Source organism: Streptomyces sp. NPDC028331 (assembly GCF_055565775.1).
Map to the genome: position 1 here is coordinate 26,406 of NZ_JBVHTR010000017.1, position 19,059 is coordinate 45,464.

The window sequence follows — 19,059 nt, forward strand, 5'->3', positions numbered from 1 at the left end:
CGCATGAGCCGCCGCCACAGGGCCGACCGGGTCAGCGCGTACGGCACCACCGTGGACGTCGGCGACGCGACGACCCGCTACCTGCTGTACGGGCTGCTGCCGTTCTGGTTCGCGCCGGGCCTCGCCGACTGGGTGATGCACCGGCGCACCCGGATCGAGGACACCTCCGGCACGAAGGAGTCGTTGATCCACGCGCTGATGATGACCGAGGTGGGTCTGCCCATCGCGCTCACGCTGCGCTACGAGGTCAACCCGCTGCTGCTGTGCGTGCAGTTGGCCGGGACCGCGGTGCACGAGGCGACCGCGCTGTGGGACGTGCGTACCGCCGAGGACAGCGACCGCGAGGTCACGCCGGTGGAGCAGCACATCCACAGTTTCCTGGAGTCGCTGCCGTTCGCGGCGCTCGCGGCGCTCGGGTGCCTGCACGCCGACCAGGTGCGGTCGCTGCTGCGCGGCGGCCGGGGCGACGCGCGCGCCTGGCGGCTGGTGCGGCGTCGCCGGCCGCTGCCCCGCGGCTATCTCGTGGGTGTCGCGGCGGCGATCGGCGCGTGCGTGGCCCTGCCCTACGGGGAGGAACTGCTGCGCTGTGTCCGGGCCGCACTGCGCCGGGCGCGGGACGAGAGGGCGGAGAAGGAGGAGGTGGGCGACGAGGCCGTGTGGCAGGCAGCCGTGGGGCAGACACAGGCGGAGAAAGGGCAGTGAACATCATGCGTATCGCGTTCCTGACCGCGCCCGAGGGCGTGGAGCAGGTGGAACTCACCGAGCCCTGGCAGGCGGTGAGGGACGCCGGCCACCAGCCGGTCCTGGTGTCGACGAAGCCGGGACAGGTGCAGGGGTTCAACCACCTGGACAAGGCGGACACGTTCCCGGTGGACGCGGTGGTCGGCGAGGTGCAGGCCGATTCGTTCGACGGGCTGGTGCTGCCGGGCGGAGTGGCGAACCCCGACTTCCTGCGGACGGACGAGCAGGCCGTGAGGTTCGTGCGCGCGTTCTTCGACCAGGGCCGGCCGGTCGCGGCGATCTGCCATGGCCCGTGGACGCTGATCGAGGCCGACGTCGTACGGGGCCGCACCCTGACGTCGTGGCCGAGCCTGAAGACGGACGTCCGCAACGCGGGCGGCACCTGGGTCGACGAGCAGGTCCACATCGACCGCGACGGCAACCTGCTGATCACCAGCCGGAAGCCGGACGATCTGAAGGCGTTCGACGAGGCGATCGTGACGGAGTTCGCCGGCCAGAACGCCTGAACGAGACTCCGTAGAGCAACCGGACGACCGGACAGGAACCGCCCCGCGGCCCTTCTGGGGGCCGCGGGGCGGTTCCTCGCGCGGGCGGTCAGCGGGTCGGTTCGGCTTCCTGGCTTTCTTCACAGGTGCCGCGCTCCCGGGCGCCGTCGCGGGTGCGGCCGGCCGCGGTCAGGCGGCGCGGATGGCGGCGCAGGTATTCGCCCTCCAGTTGCGCCATCCGGTGGTTGTGCGCGCGCAGCGCGTCGTTCGATCCGTACAGCAGCGTGTCGTGGCGGGTGCGGTGGATCGTCTCCAGCTCCTTCATGAGCTGCTGGTCGGTCAGCCGGCCCGGGTCGACTCCGGTCATTGGTGGTACCCCGCTCGTCGTGTTCGTCGGTGCGGTCCGGGTACCCGCCCGGAAAAGCAATACCCCGAGCGGCATCCGGGAGGGAGCCATGGATCTCGCCTTTCTCCATCCACTGTACGAACAACCCGGCCCCTGGGCCTCCGTATACGTCGACACCTCACGGCATACGGAGTCCACGCCTCACGAACGCTCCCTGACCGCCCAGTCCCTTTACCGCGAGCTGGCCGGGCAGGGCGCGGACGAGCCGACGTGCCGGGCCGTGCAGAGCGCGGTCGAGGACCTGGCCCGCTCCCCCGAGCCGCACGGCAGGGCACTGTTCGCCCGGGCGGGCGAGGTGGTCCTCGATCCGCCGCTGGCCGCGCCGCCGCAGGGCCCCTCCGCGCTGTGGGCCACGTTGCCGCACACGGCACCACTGCTGGAGCTGGCGAACGAGGAACCGGTGTGCGTGGTGGCCTACATCGACCGCAGGGGCGCCGAGTTCGAGTTGCGCGGGGCCCTGGGCAGCCGTCAGGCCGGATCGGTGACCGGGAAGCAGCATCCACTGCACCGCACGGGCAGCGCCGACTGGTCGGTACGCCACTTCCAGCTTCGGGTGGAGAACACCTGGGAGCACAACGCGGCGGAGATCGCTGACGCGCTGGCCGTCTGCCAGGAGGAGACCGGCGCCGACCTGGTGGTCCTCGTCGGCGAGGAGCGCGAACGGCGCTCCGTGCACGAGCGGCTGCCGCACCGGCTCCAGGACCGGGTGGCCGAGACGACGCACGGTGCGGGCAGCCGGCTGCTGGACGAGGAGGTGGAGCGGATCCGCGCCGAGCACGTGGAGCGCCGTGCCGAACAGGAGCTGGAACGCTTCCTGGCCGCCCGCGCACCGGACGAGGAGGGGCGGACGGCGGCCGTCGAGGGCGTGCCGGCGGTGGTCGAGGCGGCACGCGAACACCGTATCGACGAACTCCTGATCAACCCGGACGGCCCGGACACCCGCCGTGAGGTGTGGGTCGGCGAGGACCCGGACCAGGTGGCGGTGCGCCGTACGGACCTGAAGGCGGTGGGCGAACGGCACGCCTGGTCGGCCCGCGCGGACGACGCGCTGCTGCGTTCCGCGGTGGAGACGGGCGCGGCGGCCGTCTCGGTGACGGCCGCCGGAAGTCAGGAAGGGCCGGTGGGCGGAGTGGGCGCGCTGCTGCGCTGGACGTAGACGGCGCATGCCGCGCACGCCCGGCACGCGCGCGGCATGCGCCCCGGCGTGCGCTCAGCGGGCGCGCTCCACTCTGCGTTCGTCCCACACCGGCTCGGATGTCTCCCGTACCCGGCCGTCGGCGCCGAAGACGAGGTAGCGGTCGAAGGAGCGGGCGAACCAGCGGTCGTGGGTGACGGCGAGGACCGTGCCCTCGAAGCCGTCCAGCCCCTCCTGGAGTGCCTCGGCGGACTCCAGGTCGAGGTTGTCGGTCGGCTCGTCGAGCAGCAGCGCGGTCGCCCCCTGGAGTTCCAGCAGCAGGATCTGGAACCGGGCCTGCTGACCGCCGGAGAGCCGGTCGAAGTGCTGCTCGGCCTGGCCCGTCAGCTCGTAACGCCGGAGCCGGGACATGGCGGCGCCGCGGTCCTGGGCGTGCTCCTTCCAGAGGATGTCGAGGAGGGTGCGGCCCTGGAGCTCCGGATGGGCGTGGGTCTGGGCGAAGTGGCCCGGGACGACCCGGGCACCGAGCTTCCACTGCCCGGTGTGGGCGATGTCGTCACCGGCGAGGAGGCGCAGGAAGTGCGACTTGCCGGAGCCGTTGGAGCCGAGGACGGCGACGCGTTCGCCGTAGAAGACCTCGAGGTCGAACGGTTGCATGAGCCCGGTGAGTTCGAGCTCCTGACAGGTGACGGCGCGGACGCCCGTACGGCCGCCCTTGAGCCGCATGGTGATGTTCTGCTCGCGCGGCGGCTCCGGCGGCGGGCCGGCCTCCTCGAACTTCTTCAGCCGGGTCTGCGCGGCCTGGTAGCGGGAGGCCAGCTCGTGGCTGACGGTGGCCGCCTGACGGAGGTTCAGCACGAGCTTCTTGAGCTGGGCGTGCTTCTCGTCCCAGCGGCGGCGCAGTTCCTCGAAGCGGGCGAACCGCTCGCGGCGGGCCTCGTGGTACGTGGTGAAGCCGCCGCCGTGCACCCAGGCGTCGGCGCCGGCCGGTCCGGGCTCCACGGTGACGATCTTCTCGGCGGCGCGGGCGAGGAGTTCGCGGTCGTGGGAGACGAACAGGACCGTCTTGCGGGTCTCGGCCAGCCGTTCCTCGAGCCACCGCTTTCCGGGTACGTCGAGGTAGTTGTCGGGCTCGTCGAGGAGCAGGACCTCGTCGCCGCCGCGCAGCAGCGCCTCCAGGACGAGCCGTTTCTGCTCGCCGCCGGACAGGGTGCGGACCTGGCGCCACTGCGCCCTGTCGTACGGGACGCCGAGGGCGGCGGTGGTGCAGATGTCCCACACGGTCTCGGCGTCGTAGCCGCCGGCCTCGCCCCAGTCGGCGAGGGCCTGGGCGTAGCGGAGCTGGGCGGCCTCGTCGTCGACGGTCATGATGGCGTGCTCGGCGGCGTCCACGGCGCGGGCCGCTTCGCGGATGCGGGGCGGGGCGACGGAGACGAGGAGGTCGCGCACCGTCGTGTCGTCGCGGACGGACCCGACGAACTGGCGCATGACGCCCAGGCCGCCGGTGACGGTGACGGTGCCGGCGTGGGGTTTCAGCTCGCCGGAGAGCAGGCGCAACAGGGTGGTCTTGCCTGCGCCGTTGGGGCCTACGAGGGCGACGACGCTGCCGTCGCCGACCCGGAAGGACACGTCGCCGAGCAGGGTCCTCCCGTCGGGGAGACGGTACTCGAGGTGCGCGGCTTCAAGGTGTCCCATGGGGCGCATTGTGGGCGGGTGCGGTGGGGCCGGGCAAAGGGTTTTCGCCCCCGCCGCCCCTGCCCTTCCCGTCCCTGGGGGCTGCCGCCCCCAGCCCCCCGCTGTCGGCCTACGGCCTCGTCCTCAAGCGCCGGACGGGCTGAAGAATCGGCCCCTCCAGCGTCTGAGGAAGGCCCCGAGGGCCGACCCCCGAAGGGGGCTGGGCGCGGACTCAGCGAGCCGGCTCGAGGGACGGAACGCCCACGAGGGGTGCAGGGGACGCAGTGCCGGCCGGAGCACAGGGACGCGGCCGCCTGCCGGGTTCAGGGAGGGAACCCCCACGGAGGCTGCAAGGAGCGCAGCCGCCTGCCGGAGCCCAGGAGCCAAGAGCCCCCGAAAGGCGCAGGAGACGCAGCCCCAGCCGGGCTCAAGGACGGAACCCCCACGAAGGGCGCAAGGGACGCAGCCGCCTGCCGGAGCCCAGGAGCCAAGCCCACACGAAAGGCGCAGGACACGCAGCCCCAGCCGGGTGCAAGGACGGAACCCCCACGAATGGTGCAAGGGACGCAGCCGCCCGCCGGAGCCCAGGAACCAAGCCCCCACGAAAGGTGCAAGGGACGCAGCCGCCCGCCGGAGCCCACGAGCCAAGCCCACCCGAAAGGCCCAAGAGGCGCAGCCCCAACAGGGTGCAAGGACGGAACCCCCACGAAGGGCGCAAGGGACGCAGCCGCCCGCCGGAATCCGGGGCGGCGTCCCACCGGGGTCCGGGGCGGAGCCCCTCCGGAATCCGGGGCGAAGCCCCACCGGAGTCCGGGGCGGATCCCCGCCGGAGTCCGGGGCGGAGCCCCACCGGAATCCGGGGCGGAGCCTCGGCGGGGGTGAAGGGGCGAAGCCCCTGAAGGAGGGACGGGAAGGGGTGGTGGGGGCGAAACCCCTTGCGTCGGGGTACCCGCAGGCCATGACCGCTGATGTCGATCTCACCACCCAGCCACCCGGCCCCCATCCCCTCCGCAACCGCCTCCTCGCCCTCGACTGCCGGCTGTTCGAGGCCGTCGCCGCCCGCCACTGGCCCGGTGCCGACCCCCTCCTGCCCCGCCTCAGCCGGGCCGCCAACCACGGTGTGCTGTGGTTCGCCGCCGGTGCCGCCCTCGCGGCCACCCGCAGCCCCCGCGCCCGCCGCGCGGCCGCCCGTGGTGTCGCCTCCCTCGCGCTCGCCTCCGCCACCATCAACACCCTCGGCAAGCGCTCGGTCCGCCGCCCCCGGCCCGTCCTCGATCCGGTCCCGGCCGTGCGTCGGCTCAAGCGGCAGCCGATCACCACCTCCTTCCCGTCCGGTCACTCCGCATCGGCCGCCGCCTTCGCCACCGGTGTCGCCCTGGAGTCGCGCGGCTGGGGCGCCGCCGTCGCGCCGCTCGCCACCGCCGTCGCGCTCTCGCGCGTCTACACCGGCGTCCACTTCCCGAGCGACGTCCTCGCGGGTGCGGCCCTGGGCGTGGGCGCCGCCTACGCCGTACGGGGCCTGGTCCCGACCCGCGACCTGCTGCCACCGCCCGGCCGCCGGCGCTCGCCGGAGGCCGCCGCGTCGCCGGAACTCCTCGCGCCCGCCCTGGCCGACGGCACGGGCCTCGTGGTCGTCGTCAACAAGGGCGCGGCGACCTGGGACCGGGTACGCGCCCTCACGGACGCGCTCCCCGGCGCGGAGGCCGTGGAGTGCGAACCGCCCGAGGTCCGCACCGAGTTGGAGAAGGCCGCCGCCCGCGCCCGTGTCCTCGGCGTGTGCGGCGGCGACGGCACGGTGAACGCGGCGGCCGGCGTCGCCCTGCGCCACGGCCTCCCGCTCGCGGTGCTCCCGGGCGGCACCCTCAACCACTTCGCGCTCGACCTCGGCGTGGAGGATCCGCGTGACCTGGTGCGCGCCCTCACGCGAGGCGACGCCGTCCGGGTCGACGTGGGCCGGTTCTCCTCGGGTGAGACACAGGGCTGCTTCCTCAACACCTGCAGCCTCGGCGTGTACCCCGAGCTGGTGCGGGAGCGGGAGCGCTGGTCCCCCCGGATCGGCGGCTGGCCCGCCGGTGTGTACGCCGCGCTGCGCGTTCTGCGCGCCGACCGTCACCCCCTGGCCGTACGCCTCGGCGACCGCACCCACCCGCTGTGGCTGCTGTTCGCGGGCAACGGCACGTACCACCGCATGGGCCTGGTGCCCGGCCGCCGTTGCGACCTGGCCGACGGGCTGCTCGACGTGCGGGTCGTGCACGGCGGTCGCCGGCCCGCCGCCCGCCTGCTGGCGGCCGCGTTCGCGGGCCCGCTGTCGCGCTCGCCGTTCCACGCCGCGGTAAGGGTCCGGCGACTGCGCCTGGACGGGGTCGCCCCCGGCACCCTTCTCGCCTACGACGGGGAGGTCACCGCCGTCCAGGGCGAGGTGACCCTCGAGACGCTGCCCGAGGCGCTGACGGTCTACCGGCCGCTTCCCGACGAATGACCGGTGCGGTGTCCATCGCACACGACATCGCGCGTTCCACATTTCAAGACGGCTATCTCATTATTCGGTTCGATGGCCTACCGTGACGCGTACCGCCCCCGGCGACGCCGGGGTCCGTACGAGGGGAAGAGGATCGTCATGCCGAAGGAGACGGCCGTCTACACGCACGGCCACCACGAGTCCGTGCTGCGTTCGCACACCTGGCGGTCCGCCGCCAACTCCGCGGCGTACCTCCTCGGCTCGCTGAAGCCGCACATGCGGATCCTCGACATCGGCTGCGGGCCGGGCACCATCACCGCGGACCTGGCCGCCCTGGTTCCCGACGGTCATGTCACCGGCGTCGACCGCGCACCGGAGATCCTGGACCGGGCCCGGGCCGCGGCCGACGCCCGCGGGGTCACCAACGTGGACTTCGCGGTCGCGGACGTGCACGCGCTGGAGTACCCGGACGACACGTTCTGCGTGGTCCACGCCCATCAGGTGCTCCAGCACGTGGGTGACCCGGTACAGGCGCTGCGCGAGATGCACCGGGTCACCCGGCCGGGTGGTTTCATCGCCGCGCGGGACGCCGACTACGGGGCCATGACCTGGTATCCGGCGTCTGCCGGACTGGACGACTGGCTGGACCTGTACGAGCGGGTCGCCCGCGCCAACGGCGGCGAGCCCGACGCCGGGCGGCGCCTGAAGTCCTGGGCGCTGCGGGCGGGCATCAAGGACGTCACCGCCACCTCGGGCACCTGGACCTTCGCCACCGCCGAGGAGCGGGCCTGGTGGAGCGGTCTGTGGGCGGACCGTACGCTCGCCTCGGCGTACGCCGATCGGGCGACGGACGGGGGTCATGCGACGACGGAGGAGCTGAGGACCGTTTCCGCAGCCTGGCGGCAATGGGGGCGGCATGAGGACGGATGGTTCTCGGTGCTGCACGGAGAAATTCTCTGCCGAAAAGAGGTCTGATTCCGGCTGTTCGGGAAACTTGAACGGCAGGAGGTGTGACTATGGTTCCGATTCTGCTCGTTCTCCTGCTGGCCGTGGTTCTTTTCGGCGTCGGATTCGCGGTGAAGGCGCTGTGGTGGATCGCCCTGGCCGTGCTGGTCGTCTGGCTGCTGGGCTTCCTGGTGCGCGGCTCCACAGCGACCGGCGGACGGGGCCGATGGTATCGCTGGTGAACCGGCGGTGCCCGGGCGGTGATCCGCCCGGGCACCCGGTTCCCGTGATCCTTCGGTGATCACTCCCGCGGAAGCAACGATCCAAGCGGCCCGAGGTCCAGATTCAGGTCCTCGGGCCGCAGTCCGTAGCGCTCCCGCAACTCGGCCATACGGTCCTCGAGCAGCATCAGGGTGAGGCCGATGCGCTCCTCCTGGTCCTCGGTCAGCTCACCCGTGTCGAACCTGCGCAGGGCCTGCCGCTCCATGAGCTGCCGCAGCAGCTCGACGACGGTCAGCACGAGTTTGACCAGGTCCCGCTCCACCGTGTCGGGTTCCAGGTCGAGTCGGTTGCGTCCGCTGCGTCCGCTGCTCATGTCACGGCTCCTCCGGCCAGGGGGCCGGCACCTGGGCGCCGACCGAGCTGATCAGCGCGTTGAGGTCGATGCGGACGAGGTCGACATCCGCGATGCGCAGGGTGACGTCGCCGGTGAGGACGACGCCGCCGGCCAGCAGCCGGTCGAGCAGGTCCACCAGGGCGACCTGACGGTGCTGAAGTCCGCCGGCGGTCACGTCCCCTCCCCTCCTTCGACCCCGCTGAACGAGTACGCGGCCCAGGGCCCGGTGAGTTCCACCCGTACCCCGGGAATTCCGCTTTTCTCCTGGTCCACTTTTGTCACGAACGCCTCTGACTCCGAACGCGGAACAAGATAGGCCGCGTTGAGCACGTTGCGATCGGAAGAACCGGAGAGCGCGGGATTCTGCGGGGCGTGCAGACGGAAATCCTCGGCACAGCCGGAAAGGTTCTCGTGCAGCCGGAGCGCGAACCGTTCGGTGTTCTCCCGCATTTCCTCCTGGGCCTGTTGGCGCACCCGGCGCTGCCGCAGATAGTCGCGGCCGGAGACCGGTTTCCGCGGCGGCTCGGGAGACGTGTCGGCCCCATCGGTCTCCTGCGTGCGGTCCGGCTGCGCGTACACCTTGACGCCCCATTCGACGCGTCCGTCGAGACGGTCGAGGGCGCGGTGGAAGTCGGCCGCGCGTTCCTGGAGCATCGCGCGGACGTCGCTGTCGTCCCGGAACACCGTGGCGAGCCGCAACGGCAGGGGCGTGGTGACGGCGGTGAGCGCGTCCACGACGCCCTGGTGGGCGCGGGCGGTGGCGGCCAGCCAGTCCAGGTCCTCCAGGCGGGCACGGAGCGGCTCCTCGGCGAAGTCCGCCTCGGGGACGGTGCTGACGACGGCGACCAGGCCGTCGTGCGCCAACTGCCTGGGCGGCACGCCCGCGACGCCCGCCGGGCCGTCCTCGAGCGCCGCGCTGAAGGGGCGGCAGACGGCGTACACGTACCGCAGTCCGTTCACGGTGCCTCCTTCTCGCCGCGCGCCGCTTCCAGTTCGGCCAGTCGGTCACGCAACTCGGCGTTCTGCCGGGCCAGTTCGTCGTTTCGGGCGCGGGAGGAGAGTGCCGGGTCGGTCTCCCACCAGTCGATGCCCATCTCCTTCGCCCGGTCGACGGAGGCGACGACGAGGCGGAGCTTGATGGTGAGCAGTTCGATGTCGAGCAGGTTGATCCGGATGTCGCCGGCGATCACCACGCCCTTGTCGAGGACGCGTTCCAGGATGTCGGCGAGGTTGGCTCCGCTGCCGGCGCCGTACGGCTCGGGAAACCGGCCGGGCGTCGTCATCGACGGCCCCCGCGCGCGACGTCCCCGGGCTCCTCGTCCGCGTACTCGTCGCCCTCCGCGTCCTCGTACCCTTCCGCGTCCTCGTAGGATCCTTCCTCCGGGTCCGCGTCCTCGTAGGATCCTTCCTCCGGGTCCGCGTCCTCGTAGGATCCTTCCTCCGGGTCCGCGTCCTCGTACGATCCTTCCTCCGGGTCCGCGTCCTCGTAGGATCCTTCCTCCGGTTCCGCGTCGGGTTCTTCTTCCTCCTCCGCGTACCCCTCCGGATCCTCCTCGTCCGCGTAGGGCTTCTCGCCCTCTTCGTCCTCTCCGCCCTCCGACTCGGCGCTCTCGTCCTCGTCGCGGGGTTCCTCGTCGCCGGGTTCCTCGTCGCGAGGTTCCTCGGCCTCCTCGTCCGCCACCGCGTCCTCGTGGCTGCGGACCACCTCGCCGTCACGGATCTCACCGCGCCAGCCGTCCTCCGCCTCACCCTTCAAGGTGATGAACCGGGCGAAGTTCTTCAGATCCAGCCTGACCCGACGGCCCTGCGCCCGCCACAGATTGCCGGTCTTCTCGAACAGGCCGCTCGGGTAGTACTCCATGACCAGCAGGACCCGGGTGAGGTTCTCGCCCAGGGGGTGGAAGGTCACGACGCCCTTCGCGGTGCCCTTGGCGCCCTCCGACGTCCACTGGATGCGCCGGTCGGCGAGCTGCTCGGTGGTGTGCGCCTTCCAGCTGCGGTTGGACCAGAAGATCTTCGCCTGCCAGTCGGAGTGGGTGTCGTCGGCGCTGTTCGCGCTCTTGACGCCCTTGGCGAAGGTGGAGAAGTCCTGGTACTGCGTCCACTGGTCGTAGGCGGTGCGCAGCGGCACGCCGACGTCGACGGACTCCATGATGACGGTGGGCTTCTTGCCGCCCCCGCCCTTCTTCCTGCCCTTGCCGCCCCCCAGGTTGCCGACGGCTTCCTTCACGTTGTCCTTGGCGCGGGAGGCGCCGAGTTCCAGGGCGGAGCGCAGCGGTCCCTTGCCCTCGGCCAGCTTGCGGCCGCCGTCGAGCGCCAGCTTGGCGAAGCCGGGGCTGTTGCCTTCGGCGATGTCGTTGAGCTTGACGGTGGTCTCGCCGAGCTTGCGGCCGAGGCCGGTGAGCAGCTTCGTGGCCCGCGCGGCCAGGTACTCCTGGGCCTCGGCCTTCAGCCGGTCCGCGGCCTCGCCGCGGGCGAGGTGCGTCAAGGGGTTGTCCGTGGCCGCATCCGTGGCCTTGCCGGCCGCGGAGGTGGCCGATCCGAGGGTGTCGGTCATCGGTCGTCACCGCCCTTCGAGGAACCCGCGCCGCGGGCGCCGGCGGTCTTCTTCGCGGCCGTCCTGCGGGCCGCGCCGGCCGAGCCGCCCACCGCCTTCTTCGCGGGGGCCGTCTTCTTCGCCGCGGCCTTCTTCGCCGGGGCCTTCTTCGCTGCGGTCTTCTTCGCTGCGGCCTTCTTCGCCGCGGTCTTCTTCGCCGGGGCCTTCTTGGCCGCCTTCCTGCCGGACGGCTCCTCCCGCCGGCTCTCGCGGTCGCTCTCGCCGCGCGGCGGGCGGTCGCCTCCGTCCCGTTCGGTGCGGTTGCCGTCCTCCCGCTCATCGCGGTCGTCGTCCCGCGCCGCGCGGTCGTCGTCCTCGTCCCGGTCCTCGCCGGAGCCGCCCTCGGGCAGCTCCTCGCGCATCCGGGCGGTACGGTCGTGCAGCCGGTCGGCGAGCGCGTTCATCTGCCGCTCGACCATGGCCCCGGTGGCGGCCTTGCCGACGCCTCGCAGTTCCCGGCGCAACTGGTCGCCGATCTCCTTGAACTGCGGAGCGTTCATGAGCTGCTGGTTCACCGCGTTCGCGAGCGTCCGCGGGCTGAGGTTGAGCTTCTTGCCCGCCACCAGGGAGCCGACCGCGAGCGCCATTTTCAGCTTCTTGGTGCGTCCCAGAAAGTATCCGGCCCCTACGGCGAGGCCCAGTGCGGTTCGGTTCATGTCACGTCCCGTTGCCTGTGGTGTCGCCGGAGCGCAGCGCGATCTCCAGCCGGTCGAGCAGTTCGTCCTCGCGCCGGTCGAACTCCTCCTCAGTGATCTCGCCCGCCCCCAGTCGCTCCTCGAGGCGGGCGAGTTCGGCCCTCACGGCGGCGGGGTCGTAGTAGATCCGTTCCGCCTCACGGAGCACCTGTCTGATGGCCCAGGCGCTGCCGCGCACGGGGGCGAACGGCAGCATCAGCACCTCACCGATCAGTCCCACGGTGTCCTCCTTCCGCTCGGGCCGAAGGCCCCGCTAATGAGCGCCGGCGTCGATGCCCGCGGTGGTCCCCGCCGGCTCGGCGGGCCCCGGCTCGACGAAGCTGTACGGCGGCAGCGGCCCGTTGACGCGCACGTCGAGGTGGGGGTGGGCCGTGCGGAGCTGTTCGACGGCGGCCAGGAAGGTGTCGGCCGCGTCACGCGCCACCAGGAACGAGACGTTGGCGAGCCAGCCGGTGGACTCCGGGCCCACGCTGACGGCATCGGCGGCGGGCTCCAGCGTGCGCCGGACCTCCCTGGCGTCCTCGGTCTCACGGCTCTGCACCGCGGCCGCCACCATCTCGCCGAGCTTGAGCTTCTCCTCGTAACTGCCGCCGCCCGCTTTGCGGTTGGCCTCCGCCAGGGAGCGGATCTCGGGGTTCTCGGCCATCACGTGGTGCAGGACGGCTTCCTCGTTGTGGCTGGCCTTGATGTTGTACTCGACCTTGCCGTCGAGAGTGCCGAGCCGTTCCCGGTAGTGGTCGGCGCGCTCTTCGAGGACGCCGGTGACGGCGTCGTCGTCCGATGCGAGGCTGCCGAACCGCATGGGCAGGACGGGACCGCCCGCTGCCGCCTCGCTCAGGACGTTCTGGTGGGCGAGCAGGTCACGGCGCTTGGGGCGCAGCCCTTCGGGCGCGTCGCTGACGATCGCCGCCAGTTGGCCGCGCTTCAGGATGCGCACGGTGCGGGCCGGTTCGCCGACCCCGCCCATGCCGTCGGGGAGCGAGGGGTGGTCGGCCGCGGCGATGCCGTAGACGTACGTGCTCACTCCTGCTCCTCCTTCTTCTCGCGCGAGGCCGTCGACTTGCGGGTGCGCCGGCTCGGTTCGGCCTGGGCCTCCCCGCGGGCCTGCCGGAAGGCGTCGGAGATGGTCTCGGCGGCGCCGGACAGCGCCCCCTTGGACTTGCCGCGCGCGCCGGACTCGGTCATCTCCCCGACCAGGTCGGGCAGTCCGGGGTCCTTGCGCGGGCCGGCCTCCAGGTCGAGCCGGTTGCACGCCTCGGCGAAGCGCAGATAGGTGTCGACGCTGGCGACGACGACCCGTACGTCGATCTTCAGGATCTCGATGCCGACGAGGGAGACACGGACGAACGCGTCGATGACGAGCCCTCGGTCGAGGACGAGTTCCAGGACGTCGTACAGGCCGCTGGAGCCGCCTCCGGAAGTCTGTTGTGCCGGGACAACGGTCATGCCGACCGGTCCTCCTTGTCTGTGTGTGTCGGTGCGTGCGGCGGGCTAACTGCCGCCGCCCCTGCGTGGATCGGCCCTCCCGCGTTCGTAGCGGCGAACGCGCCGGTACCCGGTCAGCTCGCCGTCGGCGGACACGCCCACCTGGTAGGTCGCGAGCAGGCTCATGGTGTCGGGCACCCGGGCGAGTTCCAGGACCTCGATCTCGAGCGTCCAGCCGTCCTCGGTGGGTTCGAAGGACGACACGGACTCGGGGGTCAGTCCGGTGAGCTCCGTGAACTGGGCGCGCGCGTGGCGCAGCACCTCCATGGGGCTCGGCCGGCCGTCCGCCCGGTCGCCGTCTTCGGGAGAGTTCTGTTTCTGTGTACGTGGTGTGTTCGACATTGCCACCTCGAACACCGGGTGGCCCCAAAGGCATTGGCCAAACCTTCGGATGTCCGGGCCCTCAGCCGCGCAGGTCGTCGAGCCGCCGCCGGGCGGGGGCGAGGGAACGGCCCCGTGACGGCAGGTGCGCCCAGGGGTCGGTGCGGGCCTGGTCCACCGCGTCGGCGATGGTCCAGCGGCGGGCGTCCAGGTCCGGGTCGTCCAGTTGGTCCCAGGACAGGGGCGTGGCGACCGGGGCGCCCGGCCGGGCCCGTACGGTGAAGGGGGCGACCGCGGTCTGGGCGTACGCGTTGCGCTGCACGTCGAGGTAGAGGCGGTCGCCGCGGTCCTTCTTGCGGGCGGCGGTGGTGAGCAGCCGGGGGTGGGCGGCGGCGAGGACGTCCGCGATGTCCCTCGCGAAGGCCCGTGCCTCGTCGAAGTCGTGGTCGCCGCCGACCGGGACGACGACGTGCAGGCCCCGCGAGCCGGTGGTCATCAGCCCGGACGGCAGCCGCAGTTGGTCCAGCAGCTCCCCCACCAGCCGGGCCGCCTCGCGTACCTGGCCGAAGTCGTCGTCCGCCGGGTCGAGGTCGAACACGATGCGGTCGGGCGACTGGAGCCGGTCGGCGCGCGAGAGCCAGCGGTGCAGGGTGAGGCAGGCCTGGTCGGCGAGGTGGAGGAGGGTGGCGGTGTCGTCGCAGACGGTGTGGCAGACGGTGCCGCCCTCCTTGGGCACTTCGACGCGGTGGATCCACTCCGGGTAGTGCTCCGGGGTGTTCTTCTGCATGAAGCGGGGCCCGTCCACGCCGTCCGGGTGCCGTTCCAGCATGAGGGGACGGCCGCGCAGATGCGGCAGCATGAAGGGGGCGACGGAGCGGTAGTACGCCACCAGGTCGGCCTTGGTGTACTCCTTGCCGCCCCCCTCGCCGGGGAAGAGCACCTTGTCCGGCCGGTGGACCTCGACCGTGCGGCGGCCGGCCCGCACGGTCCGTGTGCTGCTCATGTCGCTCCCTCCGGTCACGGCACCACGGCGTGTTCCACCAGCAGCCGTGCCGAGGCGGCGATCGACTCGGCGTCGATGCCCGCGGCGTGCAGTTGCTCCTCGGGGGTCGCCGAGCCCGGCATGGTGCGGACGGCGAGGCGCACCAGGCGCGGTACGGGCCGCCCGTCGAGGAAGGCGTCCAGGACCGCGTCGCCGAGGCCGCCCTCCTCCCGGTGGTCCTCCACGGTGAGCAGGCAGCCGGTGCGGTCGGCGGCCTCGCGCAGTGTCTCCCGGTCGACGGGCTTGACCGAGTACAGGTCGATGACCCGTACCCGGATGCCCTGTTCGGCGAGGGTGTCGGCGGCCTTCAGCGCCTCGTGGACGGTGACCCCGGCGGCGACGACGGTGAGACGGTCCTCGGCAGAGGCGCGCAGCACCTTGCTGCCGCCGATCGGGAACTCCTCGGTGGGGCCGTAGACGACCGGGGTCTTCCCGCGCGAGGTGCGCAGATAGCGGATGCCCTCACGGCCGGCCATGGCGGCGACCAGCCGGGCGGTCTGGTTGGCGTCGCACGGGTACAGCACCGTCGAGTCGTGCACCGAGCGGAACATCGCGAGGTCCTCGAGGCCCATCTGCGAGGGGCCGTCCTGGCCGATGGCGCAGCCGGCGTGCGAGCCGACGAGGTTGATGCCGGAGCCGCTGATCGACGCCATGCGCACGAAGTCGTGGGCGCGGGTGAGGAACGCGGCGAACGTGGAGGCGTACGGCACCCAGCCGCGCGCGGCCATGCCGACGGCGGCGCCGACCATGAGCTGTTCGGCGATGTAGCACTCGAAGTAGCGCTCGGGGTGTTCCTTGCCGAAGTACTCGGACCGGGTGGAGTCGCCGACCTCGCCGTCGAGGGCGACGACGTCGCCGCGGGCGTTGCCGAGCGCGGCGAGCGCCTGGCCGTAGGCGTCGCGGGTGGCGACCTCGTCCCCGATGTCGTAGCGCGGCAGCTCGAGGTGGCCGCCCTGCACGGCGTGCAGCATGCGGGCGGCCGGGGGCGCCTGGACCTCGACGTGGAGGTCGCGGAGGCCGCCGAGTTCCGCGATCGCCTCGTCGGCGTCCGGCAGCGGCTTGCCGTGCTGGCCCTCGCGGTCCTGGACGGCGGTGACGCCCTTGCCCTTGAGCGTGCGGGCGAGGATCGCGGTAGGCTGCCCGGTGGTGGACTCGGCCTCGGCGAAGGCCCGGTCGATCGCCTCGACGTCGTGGCCGTCGACCTCGACGGTGTGCCAGTCGAAGGCCTTGAAGCGGCGTGCGTAGGCGTCCAGGTCGTGGCCGTGGCGGGTGGGTCCGCGCTGGCCGAGCCGGTTGACGTCGACGATGGTGATCAGGTTGTCGAGGTGCTCGTGTCCGGCGTGCTCGGCGGCCTCCCACACGGAGCCCTCGGCGAGTTCGCTGTCGCCGCACAGCACCCACACCCGGTAGCCCGTGCGGTCGAGGCGCTGCCCGGCGAGCGCGATGCCGACCCCCACGGGCAGGCCCTGGCCGAGCGAACCGGTGGCGGTCTCCACCCAGGGCAGCCGGCGCGGCGTGGGGTGCCCCTCCAGACGGCTGCCCAGCTTGCGGAAGGTGAGCAGCTCGGTCTCGTTGATCGCGCCGGCGGCCTTGTAGGCGGCGTAGAGGAGGGGTGAGGCATGCCCCTTGGAGAGGATCAGCCGGTCGTTCCCGGCGTGGGCGGGCCGTTCGAAGTCGTAGCGCAGGTGGTGGGCCAGCAGGACGGCCATCAGGTCCGCCGCGGACATCGAGGAGGTGGGGTGCCCGGACCCGGCCGCGGCGGAGGCACGGACGCTGTCGACGCGGAGCTGCTGGGCGAGCTCGTGCAGATGACGGGTGTTCATGTCTGTTCCTCCTTGCCGGACGTGTTGTTGCCGCCCGGCACGCGGGCCAGCTCGGGCGAGGACGACTCCAGCGGCACGGACCACGAGCGCACCAGACCGAGCTGGACGGCCTGGCGTGGCAGCAGGGCGTCCAGGAGCCAGTCGGCGGCGACCCGGATGCGGTTGCCGGGCATCGCGGCGAGGTGGTAGCCGTGCGTGACGGCCGAGGCGAGCGGCCCCGACAGCGGGATGTTGAACGGGGCGGCGGCGGCCTGCGGCCCGCCGAGGTCCACGACGAAGCCCAGGTCATGGTGGCGGTAGGCGCGCCGGGAGCCGATCCCGAGGGAGGCGGCCACGTTCCGGGCGCACACCTTGCCGTGCCGCCAGGCGTGCTGTGCGGTCATCGGCGTGTACTGACCGGGTTTCTCCAGGTCGGGTACGGCGGCCGCGTCGCCGCAGGCGAACACCTCGGGGTGACCGGGCACCTGCAGATAGGGGTCGACGAGCAGCCGGCCGCGCTCCAGGGGCTTGCCGAGGCCCTCCACGAACGGGTCGGGGCGTACGCCGACGCACCACACCAGCGTGCGGGTGTCGACGAACTCCCCGTCGGTCAGCAGGACTCCGTCGTGCGTGGCCTCCTTCACGGAGGTTCCCATCCGCACGTCGACGCCGCGGCGCCTGAGGACCCGGTCGGCGGTGCGGGAGAGCCGCTCGTCCATCTCCGGCAGCACGCGCGGTGCGACGTCCAGCAGCATCCAGCGCGGCTTGATGCCCTGGCGCAGCGGCTGCTTGCGCACCAGCGCGTCGGTGTACCGCTTGCCCTGGGCGGCGACTTCGGTTCCGGTGTATCCCGCGCCGACCACCACGAAGGTGCAGCGCGCGGCGCAGGTCTTGGGGTCGTCGGACGTGGCGGCCAGCTCGATCTGGCGGGTCACGTGGTCGCGCAGGTACAGCGCCTCGGGCATGCCCCGGAAGCCGTGGGCGTGCTCGGAGACGCCGGGGATCGGCAACAGCTTGTTGACGCTGCCGACGGCGAGGACGAGCCGGTCGTAGCCGAGGGTGCCGCCGTTGCCCTCCGGGTCGGTGTAGTGCACGGTGCGCGCGTCGAGGTCGACGCCGTCGGCCTCGCCGAGCACCAGGCGGACGTGGCGCAGGGTGCCGGAGAGCGAGACGGCGACCCGTCGCGGTTCCAGGATGCCCGTGGCCACCTGTGGCAGCAGGGGCAGGTACAGAAAGTAGTCCGTCGGGTTGAGCAGAGTGATGTCGGCCCGGTGCCGGGTCAGCCGGGACAGGGTGCGGGCCGTCTGGTACCCGGCGAATCCGGCACCGACGATCAGGATGCGGGGTCGACTCACGATGCGCCTCCGGCGTTCTCGCGCCTACGTCGTCTGCCTGGCGGACGCACGGATGCACCACCCGTGCGAGACCTTCCGCGTCCCCCGGGTCAAGGCACCCAAACGCCGCCGTGCGGGCGTTTCGCACATGTGCCGCACGGTTACCCGGCCGGTGACCGACGCGGTACCCCCTCCCCGGAGGTTCACCCCCATGACCGAGTACGGCTACTTCCTCTCGTGCGAGGAATTCGGCCCGGCGGATCTGATCGAACAGGCGAGGATGGCCGAGCAGGCCGGATTCCAGCGGCTGTGGATCTCGGACCACTACCACCCGTGGAACGACGCACAGGGCCAGAGTCCGTTCGTGTGGTCGGTGATCGGTGCGCTCTCCGAGGCGGTGTCGCTGCCCATCGAGACCGCGGTGACCTGCCCGACCGTGCGGATCCACCCGGCGGTGGTGGCGCAGGCGGCCGCGACCAGCGCGGTGCTGACCGGCGGGCGGTTCCGGCTGGGTGTGGGCACGGGCGAGGCGCTGAACGAGCACATCCTCGGCGATGCGTGGCCCCCCACGACGGTGCGCCTGGAGATGCTCGAAGAGGCGATCCAGATCATGCGCCGGCTGTTCACCGGAGAGCAGGTGACCCACTACGGCACCCACTACAAGGTGGAGAACGCCCGCCTCTACACGATCCCCGACGAGCCGGTCCCCATCGACATCTCCGGTTTCGGGCCCGCGGCGACGGCGCTGGCGGCACGCATCGGCGACGGCTACATCACGATGATGCCCGAGGAGTCGATGGTGACGCAGTTCCGCAAGGGCGGGGGCGGCACCAAGCCGGTCAGCGGCGGCACGAAGGTCTGCTACGGCACGGACCGGGAGGAGTGCGTGCGGACGGTCCGCAAGCTGTGGTCCAACGAGCTCCTCCCCGGCGAGATGGGCCAGGTGCTGCCGACGCCCAAGCACTTCGAGCAGCTCATGCCGCTGGTCTCGGAGGACATGGTGCGGGAGAACAGGGTGTGCGGCGACGATGTGGACGAACACGTGTCCGCGCTCTCCGCGTTCGTGGACGCGGGCTTCGACGTGGTCTACGTCAACCAGATCGGCCCCGACCAGCGCGGCTTCTTCGACTTCTACCGTACGAAGGTGCTGCCGCAGTTGCCGCGATAGAACGCCGTGGGTGGACGCGGAGGAATGGACAGGGATGGACGGTGGGGGGGGGGGGGGGGGAGGAACAAACCCCCCCCCCCCCCCCTCCCCCCCCCCCCCTCCCCCCCCTAAGAAAACCGCCGCCGGGAAAAAGAACCCCCCCCCCACACCACCGCC

The 19,059-nt window shown here is 72.1% G+C and carries 21 protein-coding genes and 1 pseudogene; 7 read left to right on the forward strand and 15 right to left on the reverse strand.

The features are described 5' to 3' along the window. The first annotated feature begins 3 nt into the window (after window positions 1-3). Together ACZ4SW_RS24105 and ACZ4SW_RS24110 are read left to right on the forward strand one after the other, a co-directional pair. Window positions 4-702, forward strand: a complete 699-nt coding sequence (locus ACZ4SW_RS24105; RefSeq protein ID WP_468249067.1) for a diguanylate cyclase — start codon at window positions 4-6, stop codon at window positions 700-702. Window positions 703-707: 5 nt separating this feature from the next. Further along, entirely contained in the window at window positions 708-1,247 is a 540-nt protein-coding gene (locus ACZ4SW_RS24110; protein WP_468249685.1) for a type 1 glutamine amidotransferase domain-containing protein, read from the forward strand. Between the two features lie 88 nt (window positions 1,248-1,335). On the opposite strand, the pseudogene ACZ4SW_RS24115 reads toward ACZ4SW_RS24110, so the two are convergent. Further along, window positions 1,336-1,702, reverse strand: a pseudogene (locus tag ACZ4SW_RS24115) (DUF6158 family protein). Here ACZ4SW_RS24115 and ACZ4SW_RS24120 point away from each other — a divergent pair. Continuing rightward, window positions 1,682-2,788, forward strand: coding sequence for a baeRF2 domain-containing protein (locus ACZ4SW_RS24120; protein WP_468249071.1), 1,107 nt, complete (start codon window positions 1,682-1,684; stop codon window positions 2,786-2,788). The pseudogene ACZ4SW_RS24115 and the gene ACZ4SW_RS24120 sit on opposite strands and share 21 nt — an antisense overlap. A gap of 54 nt (window positions 2,789-2,842) precedes the next feature. Here the strand turns inward: ACZ4SW_RS24120 and ACZ4SW_RS24125 are convergent, their stop codons facing one another. Continuing rightward, a complete protein-coding gene (locus tag ACZ4SW_RS24125; protein WP_468249075.1) occupies window positions 2,843-4,462 on the reverse strand; it encodes an ABC-F family ATP-binding cassette domain-containing protein in 1,620 nt (539 codons plus the stop codon). A 937-nt stretch (window positions 4,463-5,399) separates the two neighbouring features. Between ACZ4SW_RS24125 and ACZ4SW_RS24130 the strand changes: the two genes are divergently transcribed. From ACZ4SW_RS24130 to ACZ4SW_RS24140, 3 genes are all read left to right on the forward strand, one after another. Next, the gene (locus ACZ4SW_RS24130; protein ID WP_468249080.1) at window positions 5,400-6,920 is read left to right on the forward strand and encodes a phosphatase PAP2 family protein; all 1,521 of its coding nucleotides are present in this window, start codon (window positions 5,400-5,402) and stop codon (window positions 6,918-6,920) included. Window positions 6,921-7,058: 138 nt separating this feature from the next. Then, entirely contained in the window at window positions 7,059-7,874 is an 816-nt protein-coding gene (locus ACZ4SW_RS24135; protein ID WP_468249086.1) for a class I SAM-dependent methyltransferase, read from the forward strand. 41 nt (window positions 7,875-7,915) lie between these two features. Then, window positions 7,916-8,086 carry a hydrophobic protein gene (locus ACZ4SW_RS24140; protein WP_468249091.1) on the forward strand — a complete coding sequence of 57 codons (171 nt, stop codon included), beginning with the start codon at window positions 7,916-7,918 and terminating at the stop codon, window positions 8,084-8,086. Between the two features lie 59 nt (window positions 8,087-8,145). Here the strand turns inward: ACZ4SW_RS24140 and ACZ4SW_RS24145 are convergent, their stop codons facing one another. The 13 genes from ACZ4SW_RS24145 to ACZ4SW_RS24205 form a co-directional block, all read right to left on the reverse strand. Beyond that, window positions 8,146-8,439: a gas vesicle protein K gene (locus ACZ4SW_RS24145; protein WP_468249095.1), complete on the reverse strand. Its 294-nt coding sequence runs from the start codon at window positions 8,437-8,439 to the stop codon at window positions 8,146-8,148. 1 nt (window position 8,440) lies between these two features. Next, entirely contained in the window at window positions 8,441-8,635 is a 195-nt protein-coding gene (locus ACZ4SW_RS24150; RefSeq protein WP_468249099.1) for a gas vesicle protein, read from the reverse strand. Further along, the gene (locus ACZ4SW_RS24155; RefSeq protein WP_468249104.1) at window positions 8,632-9,420 is read right to left on the reverse strand and encodes a GvpL/GvpF family gas vesicle protein; all 789 of its coding nucleotides are present in this window, start codon (window positions 9,418-9,420) and stop codon (window positions 8,632-8,634) included. Before ACZ4SW_RS24155 ends, ACZ4SW_RS24150 begins: the two co-directional genes overlap by 4 nt. Further along, complete coding sequence (locus tag ACZ4SW_RS24160) at window positions 9,417-9,743, reverse strand: gas vesicle protein (RefSeq protein ID WP_468249110.1); 327 nt, start codon at window positions 9,741-9,743, stop codon at window positions 9,417-9,419. Before ACZ4SW_RS24160 ends, ACZ4SW_RS24155 begins: the two co-directional genes overlap by 4 nt. Then, complete coding sequence (locus ACZ4SW_RS24165) at window positions 9,740-11,017, reverse strand: SRPBCC family protein (protein WP_468249115.1); 1,278 nt, start codon at window positions 11,015-11,017, stop codon at window positions 9,740-9,742. Before ACZ4SW_RS24165 ends, ACZ4SW_RS24160 begins: the two co-directional genes overlap by 4 nt. After that, window positions 11,014-11,712, reverse strand: a complete 699-nt coding sequence (locus tag ACZ4SW_RS24170) for a DNA primase (RefSeq protein ID WP_468249119.1) — start codon at window positions 11,710-11,712, stop codon at window positions 11,014-11,016. The genes ACZ4SW_RS24165 and ACZ4SW_RS24170 overlap by 4 nt, the downstream gene beginning before the upstream one ends. A gap of 1 nt (window position 11,713) precedes the next feature. Further along, window positions 11,714-11,971 (reverse strand): gas vesicle protein GvpG, encoded by a 258-nt coding sequence (locus ACZ4SW_RS24175; RefSeq protein WP_468249124.1) that lies wholly within the window; start codon window positions 11,969-11,971, stop codon window positions 11,714-11,716. Window positions 11,972-12,004: 33 nt separating this feature from the next. Continuing rightward, window positions 12,005-12,775, reverse strand: a complete 771-nt coding sequence (locus tag ACZ4SW_RS24180; RefSeq protein ID WP_468249128.1) for a GvpL/GvpF family gas vesicle protein — start codon at window positions 12,773-12,775, stop codon at window positions 12,005-12,007. Continuing rightward, entirely contained in the window at window positions 12,772-13,197 is a 426-nt protein-coding gene (locus ACZ4SW_RS24185; protein WP_200417989.1) for a gas vesicle structural protein GvpA, read from the reverse strand. Before ACZ4SW_RS24185 ends, ACZ4SW_RS24180 begins: the two co-directional genes overlap by 4 nt. A 45-nt stretch (window positions 13,198-13,242) precedes the next feature. Next, window positions 13,243-13,578, reverse strand: a complete 336-nt coding sequence (locus ACZ4SW_RS24190; RefSeq protein WP_468249133.1) for a gas vesicle protein GvpO — start codon at window positions 13,576-13,578, stop codon at window positions 13,243-13,245. A 61-nt stretch (window positions 13,579-13,639) separates the two neighbouring features. Next, window positions 13,640-14,560 (reverse strand): non-homologous end-joining DNA ligase, encoded by a 921-nt coding sequence (gene ligD, locus ACZ4SW_RS24195; protein ID WP_468249138.1) that lies wholly within the window; start codon window positions 14,558-14,560, stop codon window positions 13,640-13,642. A gap of 14 nt (window positions 14,561-14,574) precedes the next feature. Next, window positions 14,575-16,422, reverse strand: a complete 1,848-nt coding sequence (locus ACZ4SW_RS24200) for a transketolase (RefSeq protein WP_468249143.1) — start codon at window positions 16,420-16,422, stop codon at window positions 14,575-14,577. Next, window positions 16,419-17,756: an NAD(P)/FAD-dependent oxidoreductase gene (locus ACZ4SW_RS24205; RefSeq protein WP_468249148.1), complete on the reverse strand. Its 1,338-nt coding sequence runs from the start codon at window positions 17,754-17,756 to the stop codon at window positions 16,419-16,421. The genes ACZ4SW_RS24200 and ACZ4SW_RS24205 overlap by 4 nt, the downstream gene beginning before the upstream one ends. 190 nt (window positions 17,757-17,946) lie before the next feature. Between ACZ4SW_RS24205 and ACZ4SW_RS24210 the strand changes: the two genes are divergently transcribed. After that, the gene (locus ACZ4SW_RS24210; RefSeq protein WP_468249153.1) at window positions 17,947-18,903 is read left to right on the forward strand and encodes an LLM class F420-dependent oxidoreductase; all 957 of its coding nucleotides are present in this window, start codon (window positions 17,947-17,949) and stop codon (window positions 18,901-18,903) included. Window positions 18,904-19,059: the final 156 nt, after the last annotated feature.